This is a genomic window from Fibrobacter sp. UWT3, assembly GCF_900230125.1.
Lineage (GTDB): Bacteria > Fibrobacterota > Fibrobacteria > Fibrobacterales > Fibrobacteraceae > Fibrobacter.
The window spans coordinates 240,001-256,191 of the sequence record NZ_OCSS01000002.1; the positions used below are offsets into that span (position 1 = coordinate 240,001).

Annotated in this window: 15 protein-coding genes (1 of these 15 only partly in view); 3 read left to right on the forward strand and 12 right to left on the reverse strand. The window is 55.1% G+C overall.

The genetic code is table 11. The features are described 5' to 3' along the window. From CRO08_RS08645 to CRO08_RS08665, 5 genes are all read right to left on the reverse strand, one after another. A protein-coding gene (locus CRO08_RS08645; protein ID WP_255252301.1) for a glycosyl hydrolase family 5 crosses the window boundary here: on the reverse strand, positions 1-555 show its start. Its footprint begins 1,047 nt before the window's first position; only the first 555 of its 1,602 coding nucleotides appear in the window; it begins with the start codon at positions 553-555; the stop codon falls past the left edge of the window. A gap of 24 nt (positions 556-579) precedes the next feature. After that, a complete protein-coding gene (locus tag CRO08_RS08650) occupies positions 580-2,166 on the reverse strand; it encodes a glycosyl hydrolase family 5 (RefSeq protein WP_097035908.1) in 1,587 nt (528 codons plus the stop codon). Positions 2,167-2,376: 210 nt separating this feature from the next. Next, on the reverse strand, positions 2,377-3,402 hold the full coding sequence (gene purM / locus CRO08_RS08655; RefSeq protein WP_097035909.1) for a phosphoribosylformylglycinamidine cyclo-ligase: 1,026 nt from the start codon (positions 3,400-3,402) through the stop codon (positions 2,377-2,379). A 42-nt stretch (positions 3,403-3,444) separates the two neighbouring features. Further along, complete coding sequence (locus CRO08_RS08660) at positions 3,445-4,248, reverse strand: cyclic nucleotide-binding domain-containing protein (RefSeq protein WP_254794713.1); 804 nt, start codon at positions 4,246-4,248, stop codon at positions 3,445-3,447. Positions 4,249-4,253: 5 nt separating this feature from the next. Beyond that, positions 4,254-5,534: an ABC transporter substrate-binding protein gene (locus CRO08_RS08665; RefSeq protein ID WP_176495108.1), complete on the reverse strand. Its 1,281-nt coding sequence runs from the start codon at positions 5,532-5,534 to the stop codon at positions 4,254-4,256. A 78-nt stretch (positions 5,535-5,612) separates the two neighbouring features. Here CRO08_RS08665 and CRO08_RS08670 point away from each other — a divergent pair, with 78 nt between their 5' ends. Then, positions 5,613-6,461, forward strand: coding sequence for a hypothetical protein (locus CRO08_RS08670; RefSeq protein ID WP_097035911.1), 849 nt, complete (start codon positions 5,613-5,615; stop codon positions 6,459-6,461). 116 nt (positions 6,462-6,577) lie between these two features. Here CRO08_RS08670 and CRO08_RS08675 read toward each other — a convergent pair whose 3' ends face one another. Next, positions 6,578-7,192 (reverse strand): NYN domain-containing protein, encoded by a 615-nt coding sequence (locus tag CRO08_RS08675; RefSeq protein WP_141398295.1) that lies wholly within the window; start codon positions 7,190-7,192, stop codon positions 6,578-6,580. Between the two features lie 93 nt (positions 7,193-7,285). Further along, complete coding sequence (locus CRO08_RS08680) at positions 7,286-8,200, reverse strand: M48 family metallopeptidase (protein ID WP_255252302.1); 915 nt, start codon at positions 8,198-8,200, stop codon at positions 7,286-7,288. A gap of 450 nt (positions 8,201-8,650) precedes the next feature. Here CRO08_RS08680 and CRO08_RS08685 point away from each other — a divergent pair, with 450 nt between their 5' ends. After that, positions 8,651-8,896, forward strand: a complete 246-nt coding sequence (locus tag CRO08_RS08685) for a hypothetical protein (protein ID WP_097035912.1) — start codon at positions 8,651-8,653, stop codon at positions 8,894-8,896. A gap of 184 nt (positions 8,897-9,080) precedes the next feature. Here the strand turns inward: CRO08_RS08685 and CRO08_RS08690 are convergent, their stop codons facing one another. Next, the gene (locus CRO08_RS08690; RefSeq protein WP_255252303.1) at positions 9,081-10,904 is read right to left on the reverse strand and encodes a penicillin-binding protein activator; all 1,824 of its coding nucleotides are present in this window, start codon (positions 10,902-10,904) and stop codon (positions 9,081-9,083) included. Positions 10,905-10,945: 41 nt separating this feature from the next. Continuing rightward, positions 10,946-11,260 (reverse strand): nucleotidyltransferase domain-containing protein, encoded by a 315-nt coding sequence (locus CRO08_RS08695; RefSeq protein ID WP_097035914.1) that lies wholly within the window; start codon positions 11,258-11,260, stop codon positions 10,946-10,948. Positions 11,261-11,731: 471 nt separating this feature from the next. Here CRO08_RS08695 and CRO08_RS08700 point away from each other — a divergent pair, with 471 nt between their 5' ends. After that, positions 11,732-12,454: a hypothetical protein gene (locus CRO08_RS08700; protein ID WP_141398296.1), complete on the forward strand. Its 723-nt coding sequence runs from the start codon at positions 11,732-11,734 to the stop codon at positions 12,452-12,454. Between the two features lie 227 nt (positions 12,455-12,681). Here CRO08_RS08700 and lysA read toward each other — a convergent pair whose 3' ends face one another. From lysA to CRO08_RS08715, 3 genes are read right to left on the reverse strand one after another with little or no spacing between them, the layout of a single operon-like run. Continuing rightward, positions 12,682-13,941 (reverse strand): diaminopimelate decarboxylase, encoded by a 1,260-nt coding sequence (gene lysA, locus CRO08_RS08705; protein ID WP_097035916.1) that lies wholly within the window; start codon positions 13,939-13,941, stop codon positions 12,682-12,684. Positions 13,942-13,964: 23 nt separating this feature from the next. Further along, the gene (locus CRO08_RS08710) at positions 13,965-14,801 is read right to left on the reverse strand and encodes a hypothetical protein (protein ID WP_141398297.1); all 837 of its coding nucleotides are present in this window, start codon (positions 14,799-14,801) and stop codon (positions 13,965-13,967) included. A gap of 9 nt (positions 14,802-14,810) precedes the next feature. After that, a complete protein-coding gene (locus tag CRO08_RS08715; RefSeq protein WP_141398298.1) occupies positions 14,811-16,109 on the reverse strand; it encodes a hypothetical protein in 1,299 nt (432 codons plus the stop codon). Positions 16,110-16,191: the final 82 nt, after the last annotated feature.

Below are 16,191 nucleotides of genomic sequence, written 5' to 3' on the forward strand. Positions count from 1 at the left end.
GAATCCGCTCGCATCGAGTTCCGGTTCCACATTCACGGAACTGCTGCTTGCAACAGGATCAGAACCCACGCTCGATGTCGGATTAGCGGAAGACGAACTCAAGAGCGTCACATCACCCGTTCTAGGATCTACAGTGGCATTCGCCTCGCAAATAGGCAAAACGGTAGGATCCACATTTGCCACCAAAACCTGACCGGCAGCATTTACAATCGTCCCTTCCACAAGAGTTCCAATTGAATTGCCCTCTGCGTCTGTCACGTGGCCATCGGCATAGATGATCCGGCTCGCGTTCCCAATATCAAGCAACCATGCCGTAGAGGTAAGCACTACCTTATCGCAAGGGTTGTTTACACGAGTCTCGGAATCAGAGGATGCCGGATTCCCAGCATCGACACTACTCGAAGACAATTCCGGATTTTGCTGAACGACACTTGACGATGAAAGTTCGTTACTCGGCAAATCGTTAACAGAAGTCGATTTGGCATCGTCGCCACAGGCACAAACCATTGCGACCGTACCGGCTGTAACCATCAACTTGAACAGATTGCTTTTCATAAATCCTCATTACGGAACGTAAGACTAGTAAGACTTGGCCTTGTCGGCAGCCAACTGGTCGGGATCGCAGTATTCACCCTGTGCATTGGGAGTTCGGGAGCAGGCATCCGTGGTAATGAATTGTCCGTCCCCTTTATATTTGTCCCACTTTTCAGAGTAAAGGATATTGGTTTCAAGTTCCAGGCTGAGGGTTGTCCGGTACTTATCCACCAAATACTGGGGGCACTCCACTTCTTCCCAAACGAAGGAAGGATTATCCGCAGCCTCGAAGAATGTGGCGAGCCACTTGCAACCACGATTCAGGTGAGGCCACACAGTGGAGTCAAACACGGCCTCGCACTTTTCAATCACGCACTCTTGGTATTGTTCCTTGGTAACTTGCCAGTAACCCAGCTTCTGCATGCAATAGCTCAGGACTCCACCATTGTTGCTACCGAGATCTTCGGGAGCCTTGCCGATCTGCGTAGAGAGTGCGTTAAAGATACCGACACCACCACCGGGAACAAGCAGGTCAAACTGGGTACTGCTGGCATCGACATCGTGACCGATATTGGAAGCCATGACGATCATGTGCTTGCCCTTAAGCGCTTTATGCGTGTCCTTTACATCCGGGCCGCCATTACCCATATTACTGGTGCTGCCATCATACTGCAAGTGGTAGCACTTGCCGCAACCCTGGTTGCTGGGGCCAGCCACAAAACCATAGGACAACGTATCGTTAACTTTAATGGGAGCCATATCGGTACAAGTGAAGGAACCCCCTGCACCAACTTCACAAGAACTGGGCACACCTTCCATGCCCCACCAATACCGTTCCAGGCCCTTGCTCAATGTGAACGTGGGAATTTCAACGTCATTGATGTTGCAGTTCCTTACCGTGTAACCCGCAGCCGCATACGCAGCCTGGCTGGAAGTATCAACATTGTCCATCCAGCTGCAGTGAGGCTTGCAGGAATCCCAGTAACGGGAGTTCCAGCCTTTTTGAGTCGTGCCTGCCGCCAGGAGGTTCTTATAGGAAGCGACAGGATACTTCTTGATGTCTTCTTCGGGGTTACCGGTCGGCTTGACAGGTTCTGCGCTGCTGGAGCTTTCGAGAGCCACATCAGAACTGGAAGTCGGATTCACGGGGCCAACACCGCTAGAGGAAGTGGGGTCAATTGCACTCGAGAGAACCGTGCCCGAGGAAGTCGGGTCGACCGGATTCACGCCGGAAGAGGAATTGGGATCAGCCGGATTCACGACATCTGCGGAGGAGGAACTCACCGGCACAATCGCACCCGTACCCGGGTCCACCGTCGCATTCGCCGGGCAGACCGTAAGTGCGTTCAGGTCAACGCCCCCCGTGATAGGAGCACCGCTCAAGTCCATCAGGACTCCGTCAGCAAAATAGCCGACAGGATTTCCTGCAGCATCGGTCACATTGCCGTCGGGATAAATCACGTACACGCCATTCGCGTTCAAAACGAAGGCATCCGCAGTGGCGACAATACCCGCGCATTCTGTATTGGCGGAAGGGGGATTATTCGGGCTCGAGGCGGAATCGTCACCGCAAGCACAGAGGGCAGCCACGGCGCTGGCCGCAACCATCATCTTCACAAAACGTCTTTTCATAAAGCTCCTTTTCTATTTACGCCCTTAAAAATATATTCTGTTCCCCAAATGCGGAAGTAAAAAAGCAATTTGACGCAACTTTGTGTTCCCAAAACGTGCCCGCGAGTGCCCAATCTCACAGGATTGTGCGACTTTTCGCCACAAAAAAAGACCCTCGCCTTCGCGAGGGTGACGATTTAGAATCGTGAGAGCAACGATGCAGAAGCGCGATTAGTCGCGGAACTTCACCTGCTTGGTGCCGGCGACGACTTCACCGATCTGCGTCCACTTCTCGCCCTTGGCTTCGAGGTGTGCAACGACTTCAGCCTTGTCTGAGGGGTCGATGAAGATGAGCATGCCCATACCCATGTTGAAGGTATTGTACATCTCGTCCTTCTCCACAGAGCCGGCCTGCTGGATGAGCTTGAAGATCATCGGAGGATCCCACGTGGTGCGGTCGATAATCACGTCGACATCGTCCGGGAGGATACGCGGGATGTTGCCCTGGTAGCCCGAACCCGTGATGTGGGCGAGGCCCTGGATAATCTTCTTGTTGCAGAGGTCGATGAGGCTCGGGTAGTAGCTGCGGTGCGGCACGGCGAGCGCTTCGCCAATCGTCTTGTCCATGCCGTCGACGAGGGTATCCACCTTGTAGCCGGCCACGTCGAAGAGCACCTTGCGGGCGAGCGAGTAACCGTTGGTGTGGAGACCGGTAGAAGGCAGACCGAGAATGATGGTACCCGGCTTGATCTTCTTGCCGTCGATGATGTTGTCGCGTTCCACGACACCCACGATGGTGCCGGAAATATCGTAGTCGCCCGGACCGTAGAAGCCCGGCATTTCTGCAGTTTCACCGCCAATCAAAACGAGGTCGTTCTCGCGGCAGGCCTTGGCCATACCGGCAACGAGCTTGTCCATGACACCCGGTTCCAGGCGGCCCGTAGCCACGTAGTCCAGGAAGAACAGCGGGCGCGCGCCCTGCACGAGGATATCATCGCAGCAGTGGTTCACGATGTCCTGGCCCGGCAGTTCGTGCGTGCCCATCTCGATATCGACCTTGAGCTTGGTGCCCACGCCGTCGACGGAACTCACGAGAACCGGGTCCTTCATGCCGAGGTGGTTCAGCGTGAAGAGACCGCCAAAGTTGCCGACGTCACCGAGGACGCCCTGGTTGAATGTAGTACGTACGGATTTCTTGACACCGACCATCGCTTCGTCAGCTCGGGCCAGGGAAACTCCTGCGTCTGCGTAATTCATCTTTTTTCCTTTGCCCGGAATCGGGCACTTTGTTTTGCCCTGCTAGCGGGCACCTTGTTTTTCATCAATATTTCTGAGCGCATCCAGAATGAGGCTCGTGGTATCGGCCATCTGGTTGATGTTCGTCGTCTCGGGCATCAGGTGCGTATCGAGCTTGTACATGGAGTCGTCGCCCCATGCAAGAATCTGCTCGAGTGCATCCGGCCCTGCCAGTTTACCGCACTTGGCACAGCAGATGCGGCCATCCTGGAACGCGACAAAGCCCCTACCGCCCTGGTTCGATTCGCAAATCACCGTACCGGTAATGCGGCTCTTTTCCATGGTCTGCGCGAAATCGATAAACGGCAACACCTTGCCCGAAGCAAGGAGCGAGAGGCGCTGGAACTCGTCGAACGCCTTGTTCTTCGCACGGAGGCTGTCGCACACCACCTTGTACAGGAACACCATGATGTTGGGGTTCTTGTCCAGGAACTTGACGAACTCGGCCTTCGGGATGTGAAGCACCGTGCAGCCATCCTCGGCAGCGATAATCGTGTTGCTCGTGGGTTCGTTACAAAGAATCGACATCTCGGCAAAGCATGCGCCACTTTCGATATAGGCAAGCACGCTGTAATGCCCATCGGGGAGAATCTGGCCGCACACCTGCGCACGGCCGCTCTGCATCACGCAGAAGAACTGCCCTTCCACTCCGCCCTGGACAATAATCTCGCCAGCATCGTACTCGCGGATCTGGGCGTTCAGCAGCAAAAAGTCGGCACATTCACGCGGCACCTGCTGCAGGAACGGGACCTTTGCTTCGTAGCTGGAGGCAATCCAGCCACCAATACCTGTAGGAGTCTTCATCATATACGCTAATTATAAATATTTCTATACCATCTGTAAGGTTCATCCGGCTTTTTTTCGCCGGTTTTGGGCGCTTTTTCCGAAAAGATGCAACCATGAAGATTCCATACCAGTTCAACGGGCCTTGCGACCGCCCCCTCGTAGAAGTCGTTCCCGCCACCCGCGCTCTTGCGGGCATCGTTCTGGCACACGCGCTTTTCCCTGAACGCCCTTATGCGGGAGAGACGCGGTTCCGCAGCCAGGATTTCTTCGGGCGTGCCGTATATACCGGGATTCACCCACACGTCGGCGCTGTCGGCAACCGCAAAGATTTCTTCGAGCGAAAGCTTCATCTCGCGGGTGGTATCGCCCGCCCACAAGTAACAGCCGCCCGCCTGCCTGATGAGGCTTGCGGTATAGCTCCTGCCACCCGGTGCATACCACACACCGCCATACGCCATGCCCGCAATTACACGCGGGCCGTTTGCCCTGCAGGCCGTAAGCGGGTCAGCTTCCTTCTTCGCCATATCGGGAATCAAGCCCGAATACGTTTTCGTAACGAGCGCCGCCTGCGGTTCCACACCGAAGAGTTTTGCAAACAAACTAATCCAATCGAATTTCGCGAACGGAGTGTCTTCTTGCCATTCCGAGGTAAGCATGAGCGGAATATCGAGCGTGGAGAGCCTTTCGTAATCGTCGTAGGCGCCACCGGTCGCAAATGTCATCACGAGGTCGGGCTTGAGCGACACCACCTTCTCGAGCGATACCTGAGGACCGTTCCCGACCTCCACGATTTCACCCGCAGTCACGCGCGCGGCAAGCGCGGAATCCACGATATACCTGCCCTCGCCCACGCCCACGATGCGGGACTCCACCCCGAGACGTTCCATGAAGCCGAGTTGCGCCGAAGACAGCACGACCACGCGCCGGAGCGGAACCCGGAGGGGCACCGCGCCCGCCCATTCCCTGCCCGCGGAAAGCTTCCGGAGCGTCGCGGTATCGGAAGCAAGGGCGGAATCCACCAGCACGAAGCGCTTGACCAGCGTATCGCGCCCGACTACGGAGCGGATTTCGGCCAGCGGCTGCCCGCAGGATACACCCATCCGGAGCAGGCGGGCGTATTCCAAGGGGTAAAACTGCACGGAATCCGAACAGAGGGGAGCGTTGCCTGCCCGCGATTCGCGGGAAGACGTTTCCCCGCGGGAATCCCCCCCGCAGGCGGCAAAAAACAGGGCGACAAGCACCGCGAGAGCCAACCTAGCCCCCAGGAACGGCCTCAAAAAAGCACGTAAATCGTTGATTTTTAACACTTTATGAAAATTTTCCCTGCACATGTGCAAAAGATAATGTATTTTATACACCGGAATTTACTTATTTCGGAGTCTTGTATGAAGACAAAAATAGTTTACCTGGTCTCGCTCCTCTGCGCACTCACGTTCGCGACAAGCGCGTTCGCAGATTCGGAAGACGGTTTCTACGAGAAGGACCATATCCGCGGGTTCATCTCCTTCGGCGCTGACTACCGTGGCATGTTCGACGGTTTCAACGACTACGTGAACACCATTGCGAGAATCAATCCGGGCCACATGGTAAAGGACAGCTCGGGCACAGCCGAACGCTATTCCGGCACACTGAAGTACGCCCCGTTCGACGACTGGTATGTCGGGCTGCACCTGAACATCGGTGCGCAGTACAAGCAGTTCCTCACCTGGTTCAACATCAACTTCATGCCGACCCAGATTTCGGAACGCCCCGCCGAGACCTACAACGTTACGGGTGAAACTTCCGGCAACTCCGAAAAGATGCCCCTGTACGACGTCAAGTGGTTCACCTACGGCGTGGACTGGATGTTCGCATGGAAACTCTTCGGCGAGCACACGTTCATCAACCTCATCCCGGCCGCAGGCTTCGGCTTCAACCTCATGAACTTCCACATGGCATCGAACTTTGCCATCGGCGAAGCAAGCAACTACGTAGACCTTCGCGACCGCTACTACAGCACGATGGACATGTCGTTCACCGCCGAACTCGAACTGCGCCTGGAATTCGACCCCATCGCTATCGGCATCTACGGCGGCTACCGCCACATCGACTACAGCGACCTCGAAGTCGAAGACAAGCTTGTCGTAAACGGCCCGTTCGACACCGACAACAACGGCGACACCTGGTTCGTGGGTCTGCGCGTCACCTGGATTTTCATGAGCGACTGGCAGCGTAAGCAAGCTGATAAGCTGTAGAGACCGCTCGCTCGACATCTCGGGTGTAGAACCTCCGGTTTCTCACTCGCTCTCGCAATCACGCCTCGTTAATACGAGGCGTTTGTTGCTCACAGAAGACCGCTCGCGCTTTATTTTTACCCGTCGCAGAAGAGGCCGCTACCCGCGGTACCCATCAGGCCTTCGGCCACGCAATCCATCGCCACGTAGAACGTGGCGTTTTCCTTAAGGTTCCGGTCGGTCTTCCACACCACATTGCGGTCGTTCTTCACGTACTGGAAGTTCCAGCCCATAAGGAGCGTCTTGATGCCCATCGCAGAGAGCTTTTCGGGCAAGGGCGCGAACTGCCTCTGCGAACTCAGGAGCACCAGCGCGTCCATCCTGCTGTATGTCGCGAACATCATCACGTCTTCCATGAGCGACATGTTGGGCTTTACGCCATCGGGCCCAATCTGCTCGCAGTAGTGGATCTGGAACCCGGTATACCTGAGTTCCCGTTCCAAGCACGAGATTCCGTGCGAATGGCAGTACATTTGCGGGTCCTTGTACGGATGGTAGTAATGGCACTGCATCTGCGCGTACCGCGATACGGGCGTGAACAGGCGGAGCGCCTCCTTCCGCGCCCAGTTCTTGATGGCGCGGAAGTCGAGCGGCGTGTGGCAAGGGTGGTAAAGCCTGTAGTAGTCGTTGGCTTTCTTGAGCGTGTATCCGTCCACGATGAAGAATACACGCAAGGGTGCTTTTGTCGTCATGGGAATCTCCGTTTTTAAGTGTTCCTATCCTTAAAACGGAAATCCCCCTAAAATGAGCCAATAAAATTTTGTTTACGTGAAAATTTTACAAAGCTAGTCCAGCAAGTCCCTCTTGTCCAGGTCGTCCGTCAGGGAGCCCGGCATCCAGTCCTTCATCTTCTTGAACGTATCGTCATTAAGCTTTTCACGCCACGCCTGCATCTTGGCCTTGTCGCCCATGTCGGCGTAGATGCGCACGAGGTTCATCACCGCGCACCAGTAGCGAATGGACTTGCCCGTACGCGCCATGTAGTCCGCGGCACTCTTCTCGTAGATTGCGGCAGCCTCCTTGTAGCGCTTGAGCCTGTAGAGCATGTCGGCCTTGACCTGCAACAGCACCGGATGGTTCGGGACCTTGCCGAGCCCGCGCTGCGTAAGCTTGAGACCCGCATTAAAGTCGCCCTTGTCATAATGCATCCAAACTAGCGAAGTGAGGTACAGCGGCCAGAACCGCTTGGAGCCCGTAGCAACGGAATCGAGCACAGCAAGGTATTCGCTGCGGCGATCGGACTTGAACGGCACCCAACTGAAACTCTTGTCTATGTAGTATGCGTATATCGCGTAGAAGGCGCGCGCCTCCTGTTCCGGAGACTCCTCGAACAGCTTTGCCGCAGAGCGCGTAGTCATGGCGCCCTTCACCGAATGGCCCGACTCGCTCTGCACGTAGCCCAGCTCGAACTTGCGGAGAGCCTCCCACAGCCCGGTAGAAACGCACTTCTCGAGGTTCACACCCGCCTTCTGCAACGCCACCGTATCGCCCAGGTCGTCGTAGCGGCTCACGCGAACGATGTTCTCGAGCACGCAGCCTACACCGTCGTCACTCCCGCGGACTTTTTTTGCGAGCGCCATGGCACCGTCGTAATCGAGCGCCATGGACTTCTCGGTCACCTGCTCGGACAGCTGCATCAGGGGCGCCGGGAGCGCAAGCGTAAGCGACCCGCCAAAGGCGAGCGCGAAAGGCAGTGCCACAAGTGCCAAGATACGGATAAACACAATACTCCAAAAATAAAAAATTTGGCTATTCACAAGCAGTCCACAAACAAGCTTTCGGCGCATGTTCATAAGTGAAGGGCAAAAACAGGGCGCAATTTTATAATCCAACATGGAATAATTGGAAAACACGTTCAACAAGGATACAGCCCTGTCAAAAAACGGCAAATTATCCCCTTTAGAATCAACGAGTTACGGATATCCCGAAGCCCTGCAATCCTTGTATTATGGGCACTTGCGGCCCATGGTGCCAAAACTTACAATAAGAATATTTCTTTACAAAAAGTGGTTTTTCAGGCCTTAGAAAATCTATAATAAAAACAAGAAATCCACAACGTTTTAACAATCATGTCACCAACCGCCGGCAAGAGGGACGAGCCCGACATGACAAACCCGTAGAAAATTGCGATAAGCGTATGGAGGCAACCCATGAAAACAATCCATAAAACATCCGCGATATCATTCTACCTGATCAACTCCGGGTTCAAGGCCTTCAAGAACAGGATCCGCGAGGAGTTGAGCGCCATCTGCAGCACTCCGCTGGAATCCCTCGTGGATGACTCGAGCCTGCAGGTGTATTACCGGAGCGGAGAATCCGCCGACTATGTCGCCGCCTGCATCGCGGGCCCCAACTGCGAAATTGACGACGATCTGGATTTTGCCGACGCGGGATAGCGAGAATTTTCTCTCTGTAAAAAAGGAGCCCGCGGTGTGCTGCCGCGGGTTTCCTTTATGCGACAAGGGAGGGCTATGCCCTCCCTAAGACCCTCCCAACACTTAATAATCCGCTTCGTTCACATCACTAGTTGCTGGTCAGCGCGGATTATTTGCGTGGGCGCCTTACGGCGCTACGAATAAATTATTTCTTTTTCTTCTCGTCCTTCTTGTCGGATTCTGCGGTGGGCTGTGCGGATGCAGGCAGGTTGCAGCCTTCCATCACGTAGAACTTGCCCTTGCGGACGGTCACGACCTTCGTGTTCGTGTTCGCTCCACGTACAAACTTGATTTCGCCATACACGCTCTCGAACGAGGGCGTGTTGTTCAAGTATTTGGTGAGGCTTTCGGCGTTCTTCTGGATACCCGAGAACACGATATTCGCCGCATCGTAGCTGAGGCCGCTCACCTTGTCTTCGGCGGGGTCCTCGCCCCACTTTTCCTTGAACGCCTTCGCGAATTCATCAAACTTGTCCTTGTTACCCGAAATGTCGAGGCCAGGCACGCTGAAGTAGGTACTGTCCACGAGGTGCTTGCCCTGAATCAAGAGTTCGCGGCCATACCAGCCCGAGGCACCGAGCATGGTGCCCGCAATCTTGTTGTAGGCGACCTGCCCCACCATGAGGCCCGCGTCGCCCGGGTTGGTGGAGGGAATAAATATGCCGGGAATCTTCATCGTGGAATCGGCCAGGTAGTCGCGGCGTTCGCGAGGGCCCACTGCATCGAGATCGCTTGCGCCGCGGGCAATGTTGCGCCTGCGGTTCTCTTGCTTGAAGCGCACGTCGCGGAGCAGCTTGAATTCGGTCGCGTAGTCGGGACGGCCTTCCTCGTAACTGCGGAAGGCTACCACGTTGCCGCCGCGACGCTCCACCGCGCGGGTGAAGCTCTGCGACATCGCCGCACCGTAATCGCCCAGCGGGCTAAGCACCGCAAACTCGCGAATGTCAAGGCACTTGGTGGCAAAGTCCGCAATCTTCTGCGCGAGGTTGTCCATCGTGATATTCACCTGGAAAATGTTCGGGCCCATCTTCGCGATGCCGTCGTCGGTCGCGGTCGGGGTGAGCATCGGGATGTTCTGGAAGTTGCTGCCGAGCCAGGCGGCAACGGTCGCGGCGGGCGCACTCATGATGGGGCCGATGACTGCGACGATACTATCCTGGTTCACCGCCTGCTGGGTTCGCATGAGGGCGATAGAGGCGTCGGCGCGGGTATCGGCGATGCGGATGCGCACCTTCTTGCCGAGGCCGGACTGTTCGTGGGCGAGGTACACGCCCCGCACCGCGGCGGCGCCGAATTCTGCAAAGTCACCCGAAAGCGGCGCGAGCACCAGGATGGTGGGCTTGCCGGCGCCAAGACCCTCGAGGGATTCGAGGCCCTGCTGGGCCGTAGCGGAAAGGTTCTCGGCGACACTGCCGTTCAATACCTTCTTGTACCAGTAGCGGGCGGCGCGGTAGCGCTTGGCGTTCTGGCATTCGCGGCCCATCTGGAGCTGCATCCAGCCCACCACGTCCTTGTCGACCGGGTACTTTTCCATAAGCGCCTGCAACTGGTCGGCATTCAGGAGGCTTGCCGCAAGCGTCTGGATGGCGACATCCTTCGTGTGGCTCTTCGCGGCCGGGTTCTTGGTATAGGCGAGAATGCGGAGCATCGCCTCGACACCCTCGTAGACGGAACCCTGCTCGGTGAGCACGATGGCGCGTGCAAGTTCCATGCGCTCGCGGTACTCGGAAGCCACATGGTACTCGAGGAACTTGGAGGCAAGCTTCAGGGCATCGGCACGCTTGTGTTCGCGCAAGTAGCACTCCGTGAGGAGCACTGCGGCCTGGGCACCTTCGTGCTTGCGGAAGCTCTTGGAATCGGAAAGTTTCTGGAGCGCGGGAGCCGCCTCGGCACACTTGCCTTCGCGGATGAGGGACTTGGCCTTCGACACGTCGTCCTGGGCAAAGAGGGCCGTAGCGAACGCGCACACAATGAGAAAAGGTAAGAGTCGATTCATAATAATCTACTGCGCTAGTCTTCGGCGACAGTTTGAACCACTTCGTGTTCTTTCTTGATTTGTTTCTGCATGGTATCCGGGAGCTTGGCCCAATCCATGACATCCACGCGGAACGAAAGACCGCTTTCGGCAAACGCCTTCTCCACCGCGGTCATCGCCTCGAAAGAGAGGGGCCTTTCGGCAATGACTACAAGGTCGAGTTCCGTTTCCGGGGTAAGGTCCACGCCCGTGAGCCTGGGACCGTATGCCCAGACCTCCAGCCCCTCGAAATGGAGGGAAAGGATTCGCTGGACGGTTTCCAGTTGTTCGGTTTCTAAGCAAAGAGCCATAGTGCGACAAATATAGTTAATGGGGGCGGTCAGGAATTGGCACGGGAGGGCCAGAATTGGCACGGTTGGCACGGAGCGTGCCAAAAATCGCCGATGCTAAATGTGAGAAAAATCACACGATTTTGCATAGTAAATTGCAAAATTTGTTCAAAATCGGCAATTACGATCGTACGAGGCCTCGCTTTTGACTTTTTTTGACAAAAATCTGCCCCTTATATGGGAGGCCACCCAAACGAAACGAGAAAAAAAATTTTGCGAAAAGACTTTACATTTCAAAACCACAAAGCGATAAGGAAGTATGCGATTGATGTATTCCCTTTTTTCCAGCAGCAAGACATAACGCAGCAGGGGACCCGACAGACGCGCACGGGAACGCGCCGCCGCCCCTACCCCTCTTCCCATAACTCGATACCCCAAAACCGGGGCATCAAAACAATCAAGCCCGACCATCGAGGCCGGGAAAAGGGAATTATGTCTATGAAGCAGACCCAGAAGACCTCCACCGCCAAGTACAACCTCTCCAAGGAACAGGAGATGGAACTCATCCAGGCAATCCGCCAGGGTGACTACGACGCCGAAAACCGGCTGTTCGAATCCCTCTACGGCATCATGAAGAAGACGCACGAGTTCGGACCCGACGGCATCACGGGCAGGGCAAGGAAAGAACTCAGCAGCAACTTCGAAAACGCGCTCGCCGACCTCGAGATTCTCGAGATCTTCCGCAAGTGCGTCGAGACCTACGACCCCGAACGCGGGTCGTTCAAGACCCATCTCGGCTACCGCCTGAACATGGCGGCCAAGGACCGCGTCCGCAACAGGACCAAGTCCAAGGGCTTCGACAATCCCGACACCCTCGTGTTCGTGGACACCGGTTCCCACGAGTGCGATGAGGGTGACGGCCAGAAGGGCGTCATCAACAGGTTCGACGCCATGACCGCCGACTGGGCCGAGGCAAAGGCAATCGAGGACGAGGAACACGACCTCTGCTTCAGGGCCATCGACCTGATTATCGAGCACTTCGGCGAGGAGAGCATCGAGGGTCGCTACGTGGAACTGTACTGCGCCCTCGGCGTGGACGGGAAGAAGCACACCGCCGAGATCTGCGAGGCGCTCGGCTGCTCGCGCCAGACGCTCAGCAACATCAAGAAGCGCATCTACGATGCGTTCGGCGGGATGTGGCCCATGGCGGCATAAGAATCTTCTTTGTGGTGAAGCCAGAAGCGGCGCCCTTCGGGGCGCCGCTTTGTCAACTCGATGCATCCACTTAACATTTTGTATATTACAAAATGTTAAACGAAAAGTCAATAGCGATTATCAATAAGGAATAGCCCTATACGAAAAGCCCGCGGATATTTATTCCGTGGGCTTTTATTATAGACCCTATCGGTCGAGCGTAGCTCTCCCTCCAGGGTGACATTTGCTTACAGGTCAATCACCCTGTCGTTCTGCAACAGCTGCTCGAACGTCTGCCTTTCGCGGATGACCTTGAGTTCGCCGTTCGTGTACATGGTTTCGGCGGCATAGCGGCGGCTGTTGTAGTTGCTGCTCATGGCCGCACCATAGGCACCGGCATCATGGAGAATCAGCAAGTCGCCGACCTTGGCCTTCGGGAGTTTGCGGGTCACGACGAATCCGCCTTCTTCCTGAGTGAACACGTCACCGGATTCGCAGAGCGGACCTGCCACGATGGCATCGACCGTCTCGTTCAATTCGCGACCATCGCGGGCGATGATGGAAATGCCGTGATAGCTGCCGTAGAAACTCGGGCGAACGAGGTCGGTAAAACCGGCGTCAAGCAGGTAGAACAAATTATCGCCCTGCTTCTTGACAGCGCGGATTTCGGCCATCAGGTAACCGCTTTCGGCCACCAGGTAGCGACCGGGTTCGACTTCCAGGTGAACCTCGTGGCCGATGCTCTGCTGGATGTTCTTGCGGGCCTTGTCCCACAGGTCGTAGTAGGCCTGCATATCAATGCGGTTGCCCTTGTCTTCCTCATGGTAGGGAATCGGGAGGCCGCCCCCTGCACTGATGGTGCGCAAATGAGAGCCCAGGCGGCGGCTAGCGTCCACCATGGCGTCGCAAACCTGCGAGAGGTGCTCGAAGTCGGAGCCGGAACCGATGTGCATGTGGAGTCCTGTAATCCACATCCCGTTTGCCTGCGCGAGCTTGACGCAGTCCTTGATCTGTTCGTGCCACACGCCGTGCTTGCTAAGCGGACCGCCGGTATTCACCTTGCTTGAATGCCCGTGACCGAAACCCGGATTCACGCGGAGCGTAAGTTCCGACTTCACGCCGAAATCGGCCAGCTGCTGGATCATGTCGGGCGAACCGACGTTCACCGCAATGTCGTACTTTTTCACGAGTTCAAGAGCGTCGCGGTCGAAGATGTCTGCGGTGTAGACAATCTCGGGAGCCTTGCCTTTCTGGACACCGCCCTTGAAACCCGCCTTGAGGGCGCGGACGATTTCGCCTGCAGAAACCGCATCGACCACGCCACCGAGCTTGCGCACGAGCGCTACGATAGAGAGGTTCGGGCATGCCTTCTGGGCAAAACGCACGGTGTCAAAAACCTGGACTTCCTTCACGCGCTTCTCGATGGTGGCGCGGTCATAAAGCCAGAGGGGGGTGCCGTACTGTTCGGCAGCCTTCACGAAAACTTCTTGAGGAATGGAATAATTCATGGGGGGAAAGATAGTAAATCTCCCTAATACAGATACCATTCCCAATCAATCTTGTAGACACTGGTGTATTGGTATTGTTCCTGCACGCTGTAATCGGTCAGGTAACCCACGTCAGAAACTGTCTTGCACCCACCCGACACGGTCTTTTCGTCATCGCTGGAGGGGTCATCGTCTACGACCTTCGGGCAGACCTTTATTTCATCCGTATTTACAGGAATGGTCAATGTTTTGCTGCTTGTACCGATCCACGACGTAACATCTTCCTTGTCCAGAAGAAGACCCGTCGACAGGGATTTCAACAGCGAACCCTCCGAATAGCAATAGACCGTAAAACTCACCTCCGGATCGCCCGCGTTATCGAATATGTCCCAGTCACTCGACACCTGCTTGTAATAGGTGAGCGAGAACTTCATCGTTTTCGAGGTCTTTAGGTAATATGTCTTGGCAGGAGCCGAGCTGCTAGAACTGTAGTACGAGTAATAACTTGAGGAACTGTAGCGGTAACTCGAACTTGAGTAGCAGATATAGTATCCGTAATCATCATAGCACTTATTGGTGCAGTAAGAGCATTCGTAGTACCCGTAGGCATAGTAGCAGTTGCTGCAGCAGGTAGAATTGTAGCGGGCCTCGCACATGCTACGGGCTTGCGCCATCGAACTGCTCGACGCCTTGATCTGCGCTTCATGTTCCATAGAATAATACGTGTCATTGCGTGCCCAATCTTCGGCATCCTCGATATCCTCGCCGGCCATATACAGCGGGCTATCGCCACATGCAGTGAGGAACGCCATAGCAAGGCCGGTCGCCAGTGCGACAAGAAGGGTGTGAATCCATTTTTTATAAACTTGTCTACAATTCATGGTGCCTCCCTAGAAAGTGTATTCAGCCAAGAGCCGGAAGGAGAAATATCCGTCGAAAAGATATTCGTATTGATGAGTTCCATTGCTTGAGCCATCATTTGCGAGCAAAGCCTGAAATTCAAAACCAAATCCGTTGTGCTGGACGCCCACGCCAAGCCAGAGGCCAATTTCAGCATCGTCCGCCGCAAAGAAATCAAACCCGTCACCATTATCGTAATCAAAACTGCTATAAGAATAGTTCCGGTAAAAATCTACCTCGTATTCATACCACTCGGCTATAGGCTTGCGCAGGTCAAGCGTGACACTCCCGAAGAACATGCTACCGAACCGAAATTCAATGGGAATGTCCAGCGTGATGTTTTGGTAACTGATCGAGCCATCCTCACTAACTGTGGTGTAGCTATAGCCATAGTAATAATCATAGGTATTCCCGGATACAGTCATTTCGTCATCAATGTTGAGAGTATTGTTCCGGAACGCGATGCCTATGCCGGGAGCAAACGTAACGTAGTCGTGCCACGCCCACTTGAACGTGTATCGCGGGAAAAGTTCCAGCGCCTGCGTAACATCCAGTCCACCAATATAACCGTATTCATCTTCGGCCAGGAACCCGAGCGAGAACGCGATTGCATGCGAAAACTTCTTGTTCTTGAAGCGCCTTGCGGGTTTCTTCGCGACAGGAGAGGAAACATCGCTTGATGCCAGTGCAACAGTTTGCGGGGCAGCAGCCTGCGGGGCAACTTCTTGCGGAGCCTGCCTTGTAGACTTGCGTGGCATGGCGATTGCCTGAACCGCGAAAGGCTTTACCTCGGTATCGGAAGAATAGTGTATCTCGGCGTAGCGCGGGATTTCCTGATTCCTGGGGCGAATATCCGTAGTCACGTTCCTGAGCGATGCAAATGTGAAGGAGGGCCCGTGCAACGTGGCCTCGAGAGTACAGAATTCCTTGCCCGCGCACATTTTTGCAAGTTTATCCGCAACTTGCTTTTTTTGAGCATCCCTGTCAAGCGGAGCCGCACTTTCAACACCGGATTCAAGAGAATCGCCTTCTACATCCGTAATGGGAGCATTGTGGGCAGAATCGTAATCTAGAAGTTCCTTATTCGATAGCAGCGACCTGGACTTTGTCATCTGCGAATAGGTTCCGTTCCTGAAGAATATCTCTACAGCACAGAAGCGTTTGCTACAAATTTTCCCGAGATCCTCAAAAATACGATTGTCGTAAGCAGGTGCAGCCGGTTCTTCAGGAGAATCCGGTGATGTCGCCTCATCTACGAAAACGGGAGCAGGTTCAGTAACAGCCGACACACTATCCTGTGCAAAGCACAATCCGGCGACAAAAGGCAATATCAAAAACAATAAAACTAATTTATTCATAGCTCGCCCGACC

Coding starts and splice junctions, on each gene's coding strand:
- CRO08_RS08650 (WP_097035908.1), bottom strand. CDS start 2,166: ATGAAAAGACGTTTTGTGAAGATGATGGTTGCGGCCAGCGCCGTGGCT.
- purM (WP_097035909.1), bottom strand. CDS start 3,402: ATGAATTACGCAGACGCAGGAGTTTCCCTGGCCCGAGCTGACGAAGCG.
- CRO08_RS08660 (WP_254794713.1), bottom strand. CDS start 4,248: ATGATGAAGACTCCTACAGGTATTGGTGGCTGGATTGCCTCCAGCTAC.
- CRO08_RS08670 (WP_097035911.1), top strand. CDS start 5,613: ATGAAGACAAAAATAGTTTACCTGGTCTCGCTCCTCTGCGCACTCACG.
- CRO08_RS08675 (WP_141398295.1), bottom strand. CDS start 7,192: ATGACGACAAAAGCACCCTTGCGTGTATTCTTCATCGTGGACGGATAC.
- CRO08_RS08685 (WP_097035912.1), top strand. CDS start 8,651: ATGAAAACAATCCATAAAACATCCGCGATATCATTCTACCTGATCAAC.
- CRO08_RS08695 (WP_097035914.1), bottom strand. CDS start 11,260: ATGGCTCTTTGCTTAGAAACCGAACAACTGGAAACCGTCCAGCGAATC.
- CRO08_RS08700 (WP_141398296.1), top strand. CDS start 11,732: ATGTCTATGAAGCAGACCCAGAAGACCTCCACCGCCAAGTACAACCTC.
- lysA (WP_097035916.1), bottom strand. CDS start 13,941: ATGAATTATTCCATTCCTCAAGAAGTTTTCGTGAAGGCTGCCGAACAG.
- CRO08_RS08710 (WP_141398297.1), bottom strand. CDS start 14,801: ATGAATTGTAGACAAGTTTATAAAAAATGGATTCACACCCTTCTTGTC.